A 14,504-nucleotide genomic window follows, 5' to 3' on the forward strand; every position below is an offset into this window, starting at 1 on the left:
CTCGCCGAGGTGATTCAGACATCAGTCTGAACGCAGTAGGGATCCACGTCCTTTAGGGCGTGGAGGATGTCAACTTTAGAAAAAAAAGGCTATTGTGTCAGTTGTTATAGTATGCCAGAAAAAGGGGAGCTTTATGTATCCAGTTGATTTACATGCACATACCATTGCGAGTACACATGCTTATAGTACGGTTAGCGAATATTTTCAACAAGCTAAAAAGAAAGGGATTAAGCTATTTGCGATTACAGATCATGGTCCCGATATGGATGACGCTCCTCATGAATGGCATTTTTCAAATTTGCCGGTGATCCCCAGAATGGTCGATGGTGTTGGTATTCTTTATGGCATCGAAGCAAATATCAAAAATATAAAAGGTGAAATCGACTGTACTGAGAAGATGAGTAAAAAATTAGATATTGTACTCGCTGGTTTTCATGATCCTGTTATGGGATCACTAGGTATGGTTGATAATACTAAAGCGCTTATTGCAACAATAAGTAGTGGTTTAGTACAGGTGATCACCCATCCGGGAAACCCTAAATATCCTATAGATATTAAGGAAGTCGCAAAGGTTGCTGCTGAGTTCAATGTTGCATTAGAAATGAATAATTCTTCTTTTATACATTCTCGAGTAGGAAGTGAGAAAAACTGCATTGAAATAGCAAAAGCGGTGCTTGATGCCGGAGGTTTAATTGCGCTAGGCTCCGATTCACATATTGCATCATCTTTGGGGAATTTTGAGCGAGTATTAGAAGTATTGGCGGAGATCCAATTTCCACAACAGAAGATATTGAATACATCACCAAGAAAGGTGCTTGATTTTTTACAAGCTCATGGCAAAAAAGAGATCACAGCGTTTCAACATTTTTGAGATAGTGAAAAAGCTTAAAAGCTAGCATTATTAAATGTTAGCTTTTTTCAAGTATCTTATTTGCTCGAGATTGTGCATCGTGTTAGTTAAGCTAACTTGCTTAAAAGTATTGTTTTATAGTTATGATGCTCTTGCTCACTATCATTAAAGCCAAATTGATATGCTAAGTTATGTAACTGTTGTTTATAGTCAGCAAGTTTACTCTCATCATCAGTCATAATAGCAAATTCAGCAAAGTAACCAAGATTGTCTAATTTATCGATAGTGATATGAAATTGCTCTAGAAAGTAGATTTGACGGGATTTTGTATAGTTTAAAATACAGTGATAACCTAATGTTTTAAACATCGAAACCGTTTTTTCTGCATCTTCTATTTTTACTGCTTCACATTGGGCTTGTTCTGGGCCTTTTACAATTAATAAATTGATACCAGAGGGGACCATTTTTCTTACGCACAAACTTATAGAGGGAGCAGGGAAAGGTGTATTGGGATGTTCTAAATACCAATCTGTTTCATCATTTTTCGATATAAATAAAGTTGCTCCAGCGAGTTGTAATGCATCAATAAAATCTTGAGGTCGTTTTAAGTGGTATTTCAATTCTGCTTCAAATTTACCTTGAAAGTGTTCAGACATCTCTTTTCCTTATCAATTGATTATTCAATATAGCATTATTTATTGTTTGTTGTTCATATTAAAGAATAACCCTAAGATTTAACTGGGTTATAAATATTGTTATTAAATTTAAAATATAGCAAATGATAAATTGAATATTGTATAAATAGTGATAAGTGTTTTTTATGTGTTATTTTTTAGTGAAATTATTTATTTTATAAAAATAATTTATGTTTTTGATTTAGGGCCAAATCTTGTATTTTATTTAATATTAAAGTGAAATTCTTAACTAATTAAATGATCACAAATCGCTGGGTAAATTTTTCATATGTGAGAAGGGCGAGGGAAAAGGTGAAAAATGAGGATTAAGCCATAAAAAAAGGGCTACTGATGAGCCCTTTTAGGTAGCAAAAAACACTGATTTTCTGCTAATTTGATTAATGTTAATTTAACTTAACTTATTGATCTATTTTCAGAATACACCGGTGAACGGGTTCCAACCTTGATCATTTTTCTTTTCTTTTAAGTAGTAAGCATAATTAGCTGTCGCCGCCCATAAGAAGTTGAGCACAATACTGACTACATTGAGAATTGAAGGGCTTAGGGAAAGTCCTTCCACGATAAAACTTACCACAATGATAATAGCAACATTAATCCCGAATAAAGTTAATGCTTTACGCCATAAACCAAGGATAAGAAAATAAATAAAGCCAAAGAAGAAAGCCCAGATATTCATCCCAATTAGAATACGCTTACCGAAAGTCAGTGCTTTATATGCAGCCTTGTATTCTGGAGATTTAGGAGAACCATATTTTTCGAAGAAATCAAAACGCTCTTCCCATTTGGCAGAATATTCTTTATTCATCATAATTCCTGTTAGAGGGTCATTTAATTGTAGTCATAAAAAAACGCATTTTTACATAAAGTAACTTTGCAAACAATATAAATTTATTAACATTTTATTAATATATTGTTTTGTATAATAAATATTATCTTACACGCGATATGAGTTTATTTTCATAAAATTCTTATTGTTAAAATGTTTATTTCTTTTTTATAGGAAGAATAAGATTTTGAGACAATAAAATTTTATTCTAAAGAGATTATTTAGATAAAAAAATAAGAAATCAGGTTATTGGCGTAACCTGACTTCTGATAGGAAAAATCTTGGCGTTGAGTTATCGAACAACTAAAACAGAAGATTCTGCATAGCTAACAACGGAAGAAGCTGTCGAGCCTAGTAAGTAGGTTTTCATTCCAGGGTTACGTGAGCCTATCACAATCAGATCAGCTTGGATTTTTTTTGCGGTCTCTAAAATACGGTCGCGTGGGTTACCTACGGAAATATAAGATTGAGATGTACTATTGGGAATTTCAATATGAGATAAACTATCATTTAACGTAGATAATGCAATTTCAATACGCTGCTTATCATTGGCAAGACGGTCTTGGTTGCCAAAAGCAAATCCGACAAAGGACTCATAGCTAGGAATAACAGATAAAAAGTGGATATTTAGTTTATCGGCCATCGCTAATGCTTTGAGATGAGTGACAACTTTATCCAATAAACCAAGCTCAGTAAAATCGATGGGAACTAATACAGTTTTTGTCATAGTGGCTCCTCATTAACCTTTTATATGTTGGGGGCTTTAGCGGGTTGTTATTATATGCACCAAAAATCAGTCGCCTCTTAATATTATCAGTACAAATAGAAAACGGTATAAAAAAATAGAAATATTTTCATTTTTGAGATATTCATATTTATTTTATGTAAAAAGGTTGATCTATCATAAGATTGCTATTGATGGTAGAAAACGTAATAAAAAAGATAATAATAAAGGAAAATATCTTGATGTTTTTAGTAAATATCGATATTCCATATGACAAATTATATTTAATATAAATTAGAGTGTGCAGTTTTAGAGCGTTACTAAATTTAATAGAAGACTATAAAAAGTGAATTTATTTGTTTTTAATAAAATTTATTTTTGAAGAAATGAGTGTAACTAAAAATATCCTTTACATACAATGGGTTGTGTGTAGTTAATATTTATTTTGGCCATAATGGTTAATGATAATCAATTCCATTAATTATTATTTGTTTTTAAGTCACCATAAATGAGATTGGTTTTTATTTTTATTCTCTCTAAAAGTATAAAATATATAAAAAGTATATTTAAATTTACTATATTTTTATTTTTAGCTGTGCATAATATTCATAATGTTAATTTTCATGGTTAGGAAGTAAAATATGTTACATCAAGATATGATCAATAAACTCAATGAACAGCTGAATCTTGAGTTTTATTCAGCTAACCTTTACCTGCAGATGAGCGCTTGGTGCGATGATAAAGGATTTGATGGCGCTGCCAAATTTTTAAAAGCACATTCCCGTGAAGAAATGGAGCATATGCAACGCTTATTTGATTATTTAAGTGATACAGGTGCTATGCCTTTGCTAGGGACTATTGAAGCACCACCCGCTGAATTTTTATCTTTATCTGATTTATTTACTAAAACTTATGAGCACGAGAAGTTTATTACAGCTGAAATTAATAAACTAGCTCACTTAGCAATGACAACACAAGATTACTCAACATTTAACTTCTTACAATGGTATGTTGCTGAACAACATGAAGAAGAGAAGTTATTTAAATCTATTCTGGATAAACTTGCTATGGTCGGTGATGGTGGTAAGGCATTGTTCTTGTTAGATAAAGACTTAAGTGCTCTTTCTACATCCGCACATATTTAAATAATAAGAATAACTATACTGCTGTTTTAACCTGGTTGGCTAAGTGCATATAAGCATTGCTCAGATTAACATAACAAGCTCTACTGTAATCGCACAGTAGAGCTTTTTTTATCGACCCAGTTAGTGCAATATTGCATATCCATATAACTATTTTATATAGACGTAATCGATTTTTTATTTTTCTACTCCTTTAATTTAATCATTTCTTAAGCTTTGCTGATTATTATTTTGTCTATTTTCTGTTCTTTCTATTCTCTAGTTTGAGTCGTCGATTTATAGCCTATTTTAGTTTGGCTTTTAGATTATTTGGTTATGTATTGAACTGTGTAGTGTGTCAATTAAAGTATTATATTTTTGTTAAGTGTAAAAAGGGTGATATTTGAAACAAAAATGGCGCTAAATAAGTTATATTTTGAGTGCTAGTTCACAACCTTTTATTTCAACGATAAAGAAGCGCAGATATTAAAGTCAATTTGCTATAAAATCTTCTTTATCATAAATAGAAAAATCACCTGTAATTTAAGAGGTTATTATGTCATTAAACACACTTAAGACATCATGGGGCAAATTATCCGCCATCGCTGTTTTATTTTTAGGCATGTCATGCCAACAAGCCTTAGCACACGCACATCTAAAATCACAATTACCTGCAGAGGGTGCGGCTATTGAACAAGCGCAAGCACCAAAAGTGATTACACTCGATTTCTCTGAAGGGATTGAGTTGGCCTTTAGTAAAGTAAAAGTCACTGATAAAGAGGGTAAAGAAATTACTGTCGGTAAATTAAGTCTTGATCCCGTTAACAATACAAAATTGTTATTGCCATTAGAAGGTGAATTAGCAGAAGGGAACTACTCTGTAGATTGGAGTGTTGTTTCTGTCGATGGGCACAAAACAAAAGGTTCTTATCAATTTAGTGTAAAATAATGACTCCTGAAGACGTTTATATTTTATGCCGAATTTTTCATTTTGTGGCAGTCATGTTCATGTTCGGACTGAGCTGTTCGGCTGCCATTCTCGCTAAAGAAAAGTTTGTTCCTCTTATTCAAGTACGCTTACGCCCAGCATTGGCGATTAGCACTATCACTGTATTTGTTTCCACTTATTTATGGATGATAGTGCAATCAGGCATTATGGGAGATGGCTGGCAAGATGCTTGGTCGCTAACGATATGGCAAGCTGTATTGGGAACCTCTTTTGGCCAAATTTGGCAATGGCAATTAGTTTTATCCTCTCTCGCATTAATCGCTCTCTTTATTCATCAACGTAGTATTAGAAATATTAGTCTGTTACTTATCTCAACATTGATGCTTGTGCTGCATGCTTTTATTGGCCATAGTGCCATGTTTACAGGTAGTGAAGCCGTAATTTATAAACTAAATCAGAGTATCCATCTTATTAGTGGAGCGTATTGGTTTGGTGGTTTATGGCCTTTTGTTGTGTGCTTACAGTTTTTGCGTAATAAAGATGAATTAGCTGATGGCATGATCAAGCCTATTATTGCCACCATGAAACGCTTTTCATTATTCGGTCACTTCGCTGTTTTATTGGTTATAGCTAGTGGGATTGTGAGTGCCATTATGTTACTCCCCGGTTGGCCTGCGACAACACAACTTTCCTCAGAGTACCAAAGTATGTTATGGCTAAAAATAGCCTTTGTTGCCTTGATGTTAGGATTGGCATTAGTGAATAGGTATGTATTAGTGCCTCATATCCGTAAGAAGAATAACTTTCAATGGTTGCTTATTAATAGTTGGTTTGAGTTATTACTTGGTACTATGGTTATTTTGACAGTGGCCATTTTTGCGATTAACTCACCTGTATAGATTGATATATACTTGTATTAATCTATTTTTTTAAGTGGAAGATAACCATGAAACGTTTTTTATTTGCGGGCATATTGATGCTTTTTTCTTTTCAAACTTTCAGTGCACCAATATCAACAGTCAGTAAGCTTCAGTTTGGTGATGCTTGGCCATTCACCCGTGAAGAAGTCATGCTAAATTGTCGTGCAGATGGTGCTTGGTTTGTGATTAATCCCGCAACTTTAGCTCAATATCCACTTAATAATATTGCCATGGAACAAATGAAAAGTGGCAAAGTTAATGCTCAACTGATTGATAGTATTCTACTTCCTGATCCCAATACACCTGATAAGAAAAAATCACTGGAAGCTATAGAAAGTGCATTTTTGTCTCTTTGTGAAAAAAACTAATCATTTGATTGAGTTGCAATAAAAAAAACACATTTGTTATTTGTTTGATTTAAAAGATAAAAAATGAGTTATTTGATTTTTTATAAAGAATATGAAGTGTGGTAGGGGTGTTTACTGGATCTTTACATATTGTTAGCTATTATTTAACAATAAGGTTGTGAAATAGATGTGGCATAAGCAGTTTTTTACACGCTATTTTCTCATTCAGTATCACTTTTTAGCGCACGGCTCGCAATGAGCCTTTTCCCTAAGCCAGGTAAATGATTTACCTGGCTTTTTTTACGATGCTTTAACATGCGATTAGGCTACTTTTAAAATCCAATGGTGGTTTTCTTTGTCATAGGCATGACGATAAAGCAGAATATTTTTATCTTTCAGTTGCGCAGGAATGCTGGTGTTTTCATCCCATCCATCTAATTGCATACAAAACTCTTTATCATAATCACATGGAATATGAACATAAGTGAGTTGGTTATCGGAAGAGTGTTTCAAAGTAACATCTTCAATTTCATAACAAGCAATTTTTAAGGTTGTTTTATTCATGCTATAGCTCCAAGGTTATGCGATGTTGTATTGTGCTTTCATAGTTTAAGCTTAAAAGTGAACAGCATGGTGAGCACTTTTTAATCGGACAGTTTTAAGCATAGTATAAATGGAAGTCATTTCCAAAGTATTTTTTAGCAATAAAAAAAACGGATCAAATTTTGTGATCCGTTTTAAATAAATGTGTTAAATAAAGTTGATGATATTACCGTTTATGGCTTAGGTATCGCAGTACCCCATTCATTCCACTCTTTTGGCTCTTTAGCATTGAGAATGAAATTCTGCTCTTGTTTTGCTTTAGCCTGGAGTGGGGTTGATGGCGGTGTAGCAAATGTAATGCCACCACGTATAAACTGCTTAAATGTACCGCTGCGGAATACTCCACCAGTTAAACCAAATGAGAAGTTATAACCTGATGAAAGCCAAAACTCTGTGTTATTACGTACCAGATATTGATATTTCTGACTAATTCTAATGTGGATCAATACTCTGTCAGACATATTACCTAATTCTAGTCCGGTTACCGCACCTACTTCTAAACCACGATAATAGATAGGTGTGCCAATTTGCACAGATCCTGCTTCAGTCGCATTCAATACAAGGTTAAGGCCGTCTAGATACCGAGAGTCGGTAATATTTGCCGTTTGTAATTCAAATATGCGGTATACGCCACCATTGCCTGGCTCTGCCTTGATATAAGGCTGAATAAGAGAATCTAAATTATCGAGGCCTGAAGCGGTTAACTCAGGGGTGACTACCGCAAATCGGCTTCCTGAACGTGCAAAAGTTTTCACATATTCAGGGTAGAGTACCGCTGATACACTCACCGCTTTTTTATCCGCAGAAAGGGTTAGCGTTTCCACCTGACCGATATCAATACCTAGATAACGAATAGGCATTCCTTCAGAAAGTTTACTGGCATCGTAGGTTTTTAAAGTAATTTGAGCACCAATGGCTCTAGCACTCGTTTCGCTAGGATAAAGTTTATATCTTGAAACATTGTTATTAATATTTTCAAAGTTATCAAAGCTTATCGCGCCTTTTAAGGCACGGTTTAGCGGCGTTGCTTCTACCGTTAATCCCGCACCATTTAATGAAACCTTCGCAGCACCTTCAGTCCAGAACACACTCTTTTCAGTAAGCAGGTGACGATATTGTTTAGAAATATGGACATCAATATCAAATTCATCCATTAAAGGCCGTACATCGACGATTTCTCCAACTTGGAATTGGTGGTAAAGCACCACGGAACCTTTTTGAATACCCGGTAAACTAGCTGCTTTAAGTGTCAAAGTGACAGGTAACTCATTGCCCTCAATACTTGCTTTAGCATAAAAATCATTGCGATAAAGGCGATATTGTTCTTTAGGGGCGCCTTGGCTACCCGGAATAAGGTGGATACCGCCTTCAAGCCACTCTTGAGGTGTGGCTCCTTGGATCTCAATACCATTTAAGCCCATATTGACGTTAATTCGGCTATTAGCGACAAATTTGCTGTTTTCGTAAATATAGTGTTTATATTCAGGTGCAATGATGGCATCGAAAATAACCCCATCATCACTGATGTTGCGCTGAATAATTTGTCCTATCGTAATGCCTCTAAATAGAATAGGTTGCCCGGCATCTACACCCCAGCTCTCTTCACTGGTTAATGAGATAATTAATCCATCTTCACCATATAAGGCTTTGCCTGCATCCACGGAAGTGGCAGACTGTAGCACAAATTGTTGATTTTCTTGGGCTGGGGGACTATTTTCCGGAGAATCAAAGGCAATAGCACCATTAATTAAAGCAGAAACACTTTCCATTTTAATAGAAGCACCACTCTTTAGATTAAAGTTGCCCTGAAAGCCGGATACATTCCAAAAATGACTATCTTGACGGATCAGATGAGCATATTGTTTATCAATACTCAGCTCGATAAAAATACCTTGATTATCTGGACGTATGGCATAGCTGTAAACTTTACCGACCGGAACTTTGCGATAATAAACTTGAGAGTCGACATTAAGAGAGCCTAAATTATCCGCCGTTAAGGTGATAATTTGTTGGTTTTTATCAATGTTGGCTTTAGGACGAACCTCTTGAGCAACAAATTGAAACTGCTTTTCCCCATCTCCAGGAAGCATACTGATATAGTTGCCTCCCACTAAGGCATCTAATCCCGAAACACCAGAAAGACTGGCTTTTGGGGTAACAAGCCAAAATTGCGTATTTTTACGTAATGCATTAGCAAGGTTTTTTCGAATATCAGCGGTAACAATGACTCGGCGTAAATCATTACTGAGCGTCACGTCCTGTACAATACCTACATCAACACCTTGGTAACGGATAGGTGTTCTCCCTGAAACAATACCAGAGGCTGATTGAAAATCGATGGTGATTTGTACGCCTTTTTCTTGCCAGTGTTGGAAAAGCAACCAACTCGCAATAAAAATAGCGATAACAGGGAGTAACCAAAAAGTCGAAATTTTACGTTTGCGACGTATTTCGGCTTGGGTTGCCTGTGTGTTGTTTTCTTCTTGTTGCATAAGTATCCCATAATAAACGACTATCAAACCATTCAACGGCAAGGATAGTGAGAATGACAGCTGTACCAAAATAAAAAGCTGCAGGTCCCATAGTGAATGTCATTAACTGATCTCGATTAATTAATGACATCATCAGCGCAATCACAAACAGGTCGAGCATTGACCATCGGCCGATCCAAGAGACAAATCGATAAAGTTTCATGCGCAATAGAGGGTGAATACGTGAGTTAAAATGAATGCTCAATAGTAACCCCAGCATAATGATTATCTTAAAGAAAGGCACAAAGATACTGGCAATAAACACAATAATTGCAATAGGTGTATTACCTGAATTAATTAAAGAGAGAACACCAGAAAAAATAGTGTCTTCATTACGCTGGCCATTTAAATAAAAGATTGAGATAGGTAATAAATTTGCCGGTAATAGCAAGATCATCGCTGTAATGAGTGCTGCCCAGGTTTTTTGCAAACTCATTGGTTGACGAGCACTATAGCAAGATTTACATCTTGGGCAATGGCTCGAAGGTGGCTTTTTAAAATGGTAATGACATGCATGACAGGTTGCTGGACTCGTTTTTATCTCTTTTTGCGGATAAAACTGTTGCCATAGTTGATCCATATTAATGTTAATAAGCATTAATAGACTTAAAACCATTAAAGCTGAAAAAGCAACTAAGCCATGACCAATATAGATTGTGGCATAATCGCCTAGTTTTATGGTGGCAACACCAAGGCCAATTAAATAAACATCCAGCATTACCCATTCTTTTAGCTTACCTAACATTAATAGCACGGGACGTAAATTTAGATGTAAACGAGCCCCTAAATGGAGATATAAAATGGCAATGGGTAGACTAAGAGGAGCGGCAACGGCACAAAAGGCAACCATTGTTGCCGTTAATGGAGAGCCTTGTTGTGACATTAAGCGAATACCGTCAAGAACATTGGCTGATATCATGGTCCCTAATAAATGGATCTTGATAAGAGGTTGAGTAAAAGCGATAGACGCGAATATCAGCATGGTGATAGAGAGAATTAACAGCCGGGTTAATGACCAATCACGATAGGTCGCTAACTTGGCTTGACATTGTGGGCAATAGGCGTCTTCGCCGCGCTTGAGGTCTGTAGGAAGTGATACGAGGTGGTCACACTCCTGACAATGTATTGATTTGCTTTCTTTGGTGACTAAATCGCTCATTTATCCGCCTATTTGGTCTTTCTTCTCGCTTATCCTAGCTTAAGCCCAAAAAAAACCTCTATACTCAGTGGGTCACAAATTACCATTTTTATTATATTTACGCTTTTCATTTTACAATAATAAGTATCTGATTTTTTTTGTGTGCTTTTAGTGTGTATTATCGTTTTTTTGTAGACTTATTGAAAAGTCTGTATTCAACCTCAAGATAAAATAAGCTAAATTACAAGATATGTTATCTATTTTAGTTATGCTTTCGTTATGCAAATAGGATCTTCTGATGCCACAATTAAATTTTTATCAGGAACTCACTGATAATTTGTCAGCCTTGTTGTCTGGTGAAAATGACTTTATCGCATCACTTGCTAATACCAGTGCATTGATTTACGAGAAGTTAGACAAGATAAATTGGGTCGGATTTTATCTTAATGATGGTAACTCATTAGTTCTTGGTCCTTTCCAAGGTAAAGTGGCTTGTGTCAGGATTGGTTTTGGAAAAGGAGTCTGCGGAACGGCATTCTCAGAAAACAAAATTCTAAGAGTTAATGATGTGCACCAATTTAGTGGACACATTGCATGTGATAGTGCAAGTCAGTCTGAAATTGTTCTACCTTTAGAGGTAAATGGACAAATTATCGGCGTTCTCGATATCGATAGCCCTATTTTTGGTCGTTTTGATAAAAAAGATGAAAATGGGCTTAAAGCGTTGTGTGACGTGCTCTGCGAGCATTTAAAAACGTGTCATACCGCAAAATATTGTGAATTTTGTGTAAGATAACAGGCGTTTGCCGTAGAAATTGTTGGCAACACTATTATAATGTCGCTTGTTCATGCCTGCGCTGGTTGGCAAAACCGTTGTAATCAGGAAATTTCATGGAAAATCAACCTAAGTTGAACAGTAGTAAAGAAATCATCGCTTTTTTAGCGGAACGTTTCCCTAAGTGTTTTATCGCTGAGGGTGAAGCACGCCCTTTGAAAGTCGGTATTTTTCAAGATCTCGTTGAGCATCTAAAAGATGAAACTCAGCTGAGTAAGACACAGTTACGTTCTGCCTTACGCTTGTATACCTCAAGTTGGCGCTACCTTTATGGTGTAAAAGAAGGGGCTAAACGTGTCGACTTGAATGGTAACGACTGCGGAGAGCTGGAAGCAGAGCATATTGCACATGCTCGTACACAATTAGCCGAAGCGAAAGCGCGCGTTCAAGCTCAACGAGCTGAGCAACGTGCTAAAAAGCGCGAAGCTGAAGGTGATAAGGAGACCAGTAAACGTCCGGCAGCGAAAAAGCCAAATCCTCGTCGTCAAGCACCTAAAGACGGTGAAAAACGACAGCCTCGCCCTCAAAAGCAAGCTAATCAAGCGCCTCGCAAAGCGCCACGCCAAAATACTGAAAAGTTAACCCCAGTCAAAGACATCTCAGTGCTTACTGTAGGTCAATCGCTGAAAGTTAACGTTGGAAGTAGCGTGATGGATGCGACAGTGCTAGAAATAGCGAAAGAGGGTGTACGTGTACAATTGCCTAACGGTTTGGCAATGAATGTACGCACGGAACATTTAAAGTTCTGATACGGAGGCCAACCAGAGCATGAACAAACTTTTAAATGTGGCTTTTGCTATCGGATTAGCGTTAACAGGCACTTCTGCTGTCATGGCTGATAAACCAGCCACGCCAGCCATGGTGACTATTAATCAATTACCGACATTAAAGCAAGAGCCACAACATTCCACAGTGAGTGAACGTGTCACCGCTCGTTTTGAACGTTCCCACTATCGTCAATTCTCGTTAGACGCGAGTTTTTCCGAAAAGATTTTTAATCGTTATCTTAATTTATTGGATTATAGCCATAACGTATTATTAGCGTCAGATATTGCCCAGTTTGATAAAGATAAAACTAAAGTGGGTGAATATTTAAAAACAGGTGAATTAGGTCCTTTATATGATCTGTTTAACCTTGCGCAAAAAAGACGTTTTGAGCGCTTTCAATATGCTTTAAATCGATTAAATCAACCTATCGATCTCACTGGACAAGATAAATTTCAGTTAGATAGAACCAAAGCGCCATGGCCGAAAACGCAAGCTGAATTAGATAAGCTTTGGGATGAAAAAGTAAAATACGACTGGCTAACACTTAAACTCTCTGACAAAACAGACAGTGAAATCAAAGAAACACTGACAAAACGTTATAAAGCTGCATTACGTCGCCAAACACAAAGCCAAAGTGAAGACGTATTCCAAATTATCATGACGGCTTTTGCGCGTGAAATTGATCCCCATACCAGTTATTTATCACCAAGAAATACGGAAGCCTTTGATTCAGAAATGAGCCTTTCATTAGAAGGGATTGGTGCCGTATTACAAATGGATGATGATTATCCGATGATTAATTCCATGGTAACGGGCGGACCGGCTGCTAAAAGTAAAGCGCTAAAAGTAGGTGATAAAATTATCGCTGTCGGTCAACATAATAAACCCATGGTTGATGTGGTTGGTTGGCGCTTAGATGACGTTGTCGCGTTAATCAAAGGCCCTAAAGGTAGCCAAGTTAAACTAGAAGTTATCTCTGATGAAAAAGGGGCGAAGCCAAGAACTATCACTTTAACAAGAGAACAGATCCGCCTAGAAGATAGAGCGGTCAAGTTAACCGAAAAAGTGATTAATGGTGATAAAATCGCTATTTTAGATATTCCTAGTTTCTATGTCGGTTTAACTAATGATGTGAAAACCCAACTACAAAAAGTGGCTAAAGACAATGTATCTGCTTTAGTTATTGATTTACGTGGTAATGGGGGCGGTGCGTTAACGGAAGCTATTGCATTATCAGGTTTATTTATTCCAAGTGGTCCCGTCGTTCAAGTCCGTGATAATAATGGTCGAGTACGCCAGGATTATGATCGTGATGATGTTGTCTATTATAAAGGGCCACTAGTGGTTATCGTTAACCGCTTTAGTGCTTCTGCTTCTGAAATTTTTGCTGCTGCAATGCAAGATTATGGGCGTGCATTAATTGTTGGTGAGCAAACCTTTGGTAAAGGAACGGTGCAACAATATCGTTCATTGACACGAGTTTATGATCAGATGTTAAGTCCTGATTGGCCTAGTTTAGGTTCAGTTCAGTACACTATCCAAAAATTCTATCGTATTAATGGCGGAAGTACCCAATTAAAAGGGGTGACACCAGACTTGTTATTACCAAGCTTTGATAATTCAGAAATGGGGGAAAGCAATGAAGATAATGCTTTACCTTGGGACAGTATTCCACCGGCTAATTATAAGCTGTCTGAGTATTCAGAGAAAATAAAACAAGCACTACCTACATTGACGGATCAACATGCTAAACGCATCGCGAATGATAGAGAGTTTTCATATATCTTTGATGATATCAAGCGCTACAATGAAGCTAAAGCCAAAGGTGAAGATAAGTTTATTATTCTTAATTTTGCAGAGCGCGAAAAAGAGAATAAAGAGCTAGAAGCCATAAAATTACAGCGTATTAACCAACGTCTTAAGTTAGAGGGTAAGCCACCACTAAAATCACTTGATGATTTGCCGAAGGATTATGAAGGCCCTGATCCTTACTTAGATGAAACGGCTAATATTGCGGATGATCTTGCAAAGGTATTAAAACCTAAGAAGTTATTAAATTAAGTTTTTCTACTTAAGAAAGTGATTCAAATTTACCCCCAATAGTTGATTAATCAATTATTGGGGGTTTTTATTTCCCTATATTTGTCTAAAAAAGTATCTGGTATCTAATGCTTTATAATAACCTTAGTTATATCTT

General features: G+C 36.4%; 14 protein-coding genes. 8 read left to right on the forward strand and 6 right to left on the reverse strand.

Annotated features, from left to right (window positions below; translation table 11 throughout):
* Window positions 1–133 precede the first annotated feature (133 nt).
* The gene (locus tag HMPREF0693_RS00260) at window positions 134–871 is read left to right on the forward strand and encodes a phosphatase (protein WP_004242553.1); all 738 of its coding nucleotides are present in this window, start codon (window positions 134–136) and stop codon (window positions 869–871) included.
* An 86-nt stretch (window positions 872–957) separates the two neighbouring features.
* Here HMPREF0693_RS00260 and cyaB read toward each other — a convergent pair whose 3' ends face one another.
* The 3 genes from cyaB to HMPREF0693_RS00275 all read right to left on the reverse strand — a co-directional run bounded on the left by cyaB (window position 958) and on the right by HMPREF0693_RS00275 (window position 3,098).
* A complete protein-coding gene (gene cyaB, locus HMPREF0693_RS00265; protein ID WP_004242554.1) occupies window positions 958–1,506 on the reverse strand; it encodes a class IV adenylate cyclase in 549 nt (182 codons plus the stop codon).
* Window positions 1,507–1,957: 451 nt separating this feature from the next.
* The gene (locus HMPREF0693_RS00270) at window positions 1,958–2,353 is read right to left on the reverse strand and encodes a DUF2628 domain-containing protein (protein WP_004242555.1); all 396 of its coding nucleotides are present in this window, start codon (window positions 2,351–2,353) and stop codon (window positions 1,958–1,960) included.
* A gap of 310 nt (window positions 2,354–2,663) precedes the next feature.
* Window positions 2,664–3,098 (reverse strand): universal stress protein, encoded by a 435-nt coding sequence (locus HMPREF0693_RS00275; protein WP_004242557.1) that lies wholly within the window; start codon window positions 3,096–3,098, stop codon window positions 2,664–2,666.
* A 638-nt stretch (window positions 3,099–3,736) separates the two neighbouring features.
* Between HMPREF0693_RS00275 and ftnA the strand changes: the two genes are divergently transcribed.
* The 4 genes from ftnA to HMPREF0693_RS00295 all read left to right on the forward strand — a co-directional run bounded on the left by ftnA (window position 3,737) and on the right by HMPREF0693_RS00295 (window position 6,453).
* Window positions 3,737–4,240, forward strand: coding sequence for a non-heme ferritin (gene ftnA, locus HMPREF0693_RS00280; protein ID WP_004242561.1), 504 nt, complete (start codon window positions 3,737–3,739; stop codon window positions 4,238–4,240).
* Window positions 4,241–4,772: 532 nt separating this feature from the next.
* On the forward strand, window positions 4,773–5,165 hold the full coding sequence (copC, locus tag HMPREF0693_RS00285; protein ID WP_004242563.1) for a copper homeostasis periplasmic binding protein CopC: 393 nt from the start codon (window positions 4,773–4,775) through the stop codon (window positions 5,163–5,165).
* A complete protein-coding gene (gene copD, locus HMPREF0693_RS00290; RefSeq protein WP_004242564.1) occupies window positions 5,165–6,064 on the forward strand; it encodes a copper homeostasis membrane protein CopD in 900 nt (299 codons plus the stop codon). The genes copC and copD overlap by 1 nt, the downstream gene beginning before the upstream one ends.
* Before the next feature lie 47 nt (window positions 6,065–6,111).
* The gene (locus tag HMPREF0693_RS00295) at window positions 6,112–6,453 is read left to right on the forward strand and encodes a YebY family protein (protein WP_004242565.1); all 342 of its coding nucleotides are present in this window, start codon (window positions 6,112–6,114) and stop codon (window positions 6,451–6,453) included.
* Window positions 6,454–6,753: 300 nt separating this feature from the next.
* On the opposite strand, the gene HMPREF0693_RS00300 is transcribed toward HMPREF0693_RS00295, so the two are convergent.
* The 3 genes from HMPREF0693_RS00300 to HMPREF0693_RS00310 form a co-directional block, all read right to left on the reverse strand.
* Window positions 6,754–6,996, reverse strand: a complete 243-nt coding sequence (locus tag HMPREF0693_RS00300) for a DUF1480 family protein (RefSeq protein ID WP_004242567.1) — start codon at window positions 6,994–6,996, stop codon at window positions 6,754–6,756.
* A gap of 212 nt (window positions 6,997–7,208) precedes the next feature.
* Window positions 7,209–9,527 (reverse strand): PqiB family protein, encoded by a 2,319-nt coding sequence (locus HMPREF0693_RS00305; RefSeq protein WP_004242568.1) that lies wholly within the window; start codon window positions 9,525–9,527, stop codon window positions 7,209–7,211.
* The gene (locus HMPREF0693_RS00310) at window positions 9,469–10,725 is read right to left on the reverse strand and encodes a membrane integrity lipid transport subunit YebS (protein ID WP_004242569.1); all 1,257 of its coding nucleotides are present in this window, start codon (window positions 10,723–10,725) and stop codon (window positions 9,469–9,471) included. The genes HMPREF0693_RS00305 and HMPREF0693_RS00310 overlap by 59 nt, the downstream gene beginning before the upstream one ends.
* Before the next feature lie 277 nt (window positions 10,726–11,002).
* Here HMPREF0693_RS00310 and HMPREF0693_RS00315 point away from each other — a divergent pair, with 277 nt between their 5' ends.
* From HMPREF0693_RS00315 to prc, 3 genes are all read left to right on the forward strand, one after another.
* Entirely contained in the window at window positions 11,003–11,500 is a 498-nt protein-coding gene (locus HMPREF0693_RS00315; protein ID WP_004242571.1) for a GAF domain-containing protein, read from the forward strand.
* Window positions 11,501–11,595: 95 nt separating this feature from the next.
* Window positions 11,596–12,288 carry an RNA chaperone ProQ gene (proQ, locus tag HMPREF0693_RS00320; protein WP_004242572.1) on the forward strand — a complete coding sequence of 231 codons (693 nt, stop codon included), beginning with the start codon at window positions 11,596–11,598 and terminating at the stop codon, window positions 12,286–12,288.
* 19 nt (window positions 12,289–12,307) lie between these two features.
* Window positions 12,308–14,368, forward strand: a complete 2,061-nt coding sequence (gene prc / locus HMPREF0693_RS00325; protein WP_004242574.1) for a carboxy terminal-processing peptidase — start codon at window positions 12,308–12,310, stop codon at window positions 14,366–14,368.
* Window positions 14,369–14,504: the final 136 nt, after the last annotated feature.

The sequence above is a fragment of the Proteus mirabilis ATCC 29906 genome (assembly GCF_000160755.1).
In the GTDB taxonomy this organism is placed as follows: domain Bacteria; phylum Pseudomonadota; class Gammaproteobacteria; order Enterobacterales; family Enterobacteriaceae; genus Proteus; species Proteus mirabilis.

Coding starts and splice junctions, on each gene's coding strand:
- HMPREF0693_RS00260 (WP_004242553.1), top strand. CDS start 134: ATGTATCCAGTTGATTTACATGCACATACCATTGCGAGTACACATGCT.
- cyaB (WP_004242554.1), bottom strand. CDS start 1,506: ATGTCTGAACACTTTCAAGGTAAATTTGAAGCAGAATTGAAATACCAC.
- HMPREF0693_RS00270 (WP_004242555.1), bottom strand. CDS start 2,353: ATGATGAATAAAGAATATTCTGCCAAATGGGAAGAGCGTTTTGATTTC.
- HMPREF0693_RS00275 (WP_004242557.1), bottom strand. CDS start 3,098: ATGACAAAAACTGTATTAGTTCCCATCGATTTTACTGAGCTTGGTTTA.
- ftnA (WP_004242561.1), top strand. CDS start 3,737: ATGTTACATCAAGATATGATCAATAAACTCAATGAACAGCTGAATCTT.
- copC (WP_004242563.1), top strand. CDS start 4,773: ATGTCATTAAACACACTTAAGACATCATGGGGCAAATTATCCGCCATC.
- copD (WP_004242564.1), top strand. CDS start 5,165: ATGACTCCTGAAGACGTTTATATTTTATGCCGAATTTTTCATTTTGTG.
- HMPREF0693_RS00295 (WP_004242565.1), top strand. CDS start 6,112: ATGAAACGTTTTTTATTTGCGGGCATATTGATGCTTTTTTCTTTTCAA.
- HMPREF0693_RS00300 (WP_004242567.1), bottom strand. CDS start 6,996: ATGAATAAAACAACCTTAAAAATTGCTTGTTATGAAATTGAAGATGTT.
- HMPREF0693_RS00305 (WP_004242568.1), bottom strand. CDS start 9,527: ATGCAACAAGAAGAAAACAACACACAGGCAACCCAAGCCGAAATACGT.
- HMPREF0693_RS00310 (WP_004242569.1), bottom strand. CDS start 10,725: ATGAGCGATTTAGTCACCAAAGAAAGCAAATCAATACATTGTCAGGAG.
- HMPREF0693_RS00315 (WP_004242571.1), top strand. CDS start 11,003: ATGCCACAATTAAATTTTTATCAGGAACTCACTGATAATTTGTCAGCC.
- proQ (WP_004242572.1), top strand. CDS start 11,596: ATGGAAAATCAACCTAAGTTGAACAGTAGTAAAGAAATCATCGCTTTT.
- prc (WP_004242574.1), top strand. CDS start 12,308: ATGAACAAACTTTTAAATGTGGCTTTTGCTATCGGATTAGCGTTAACA.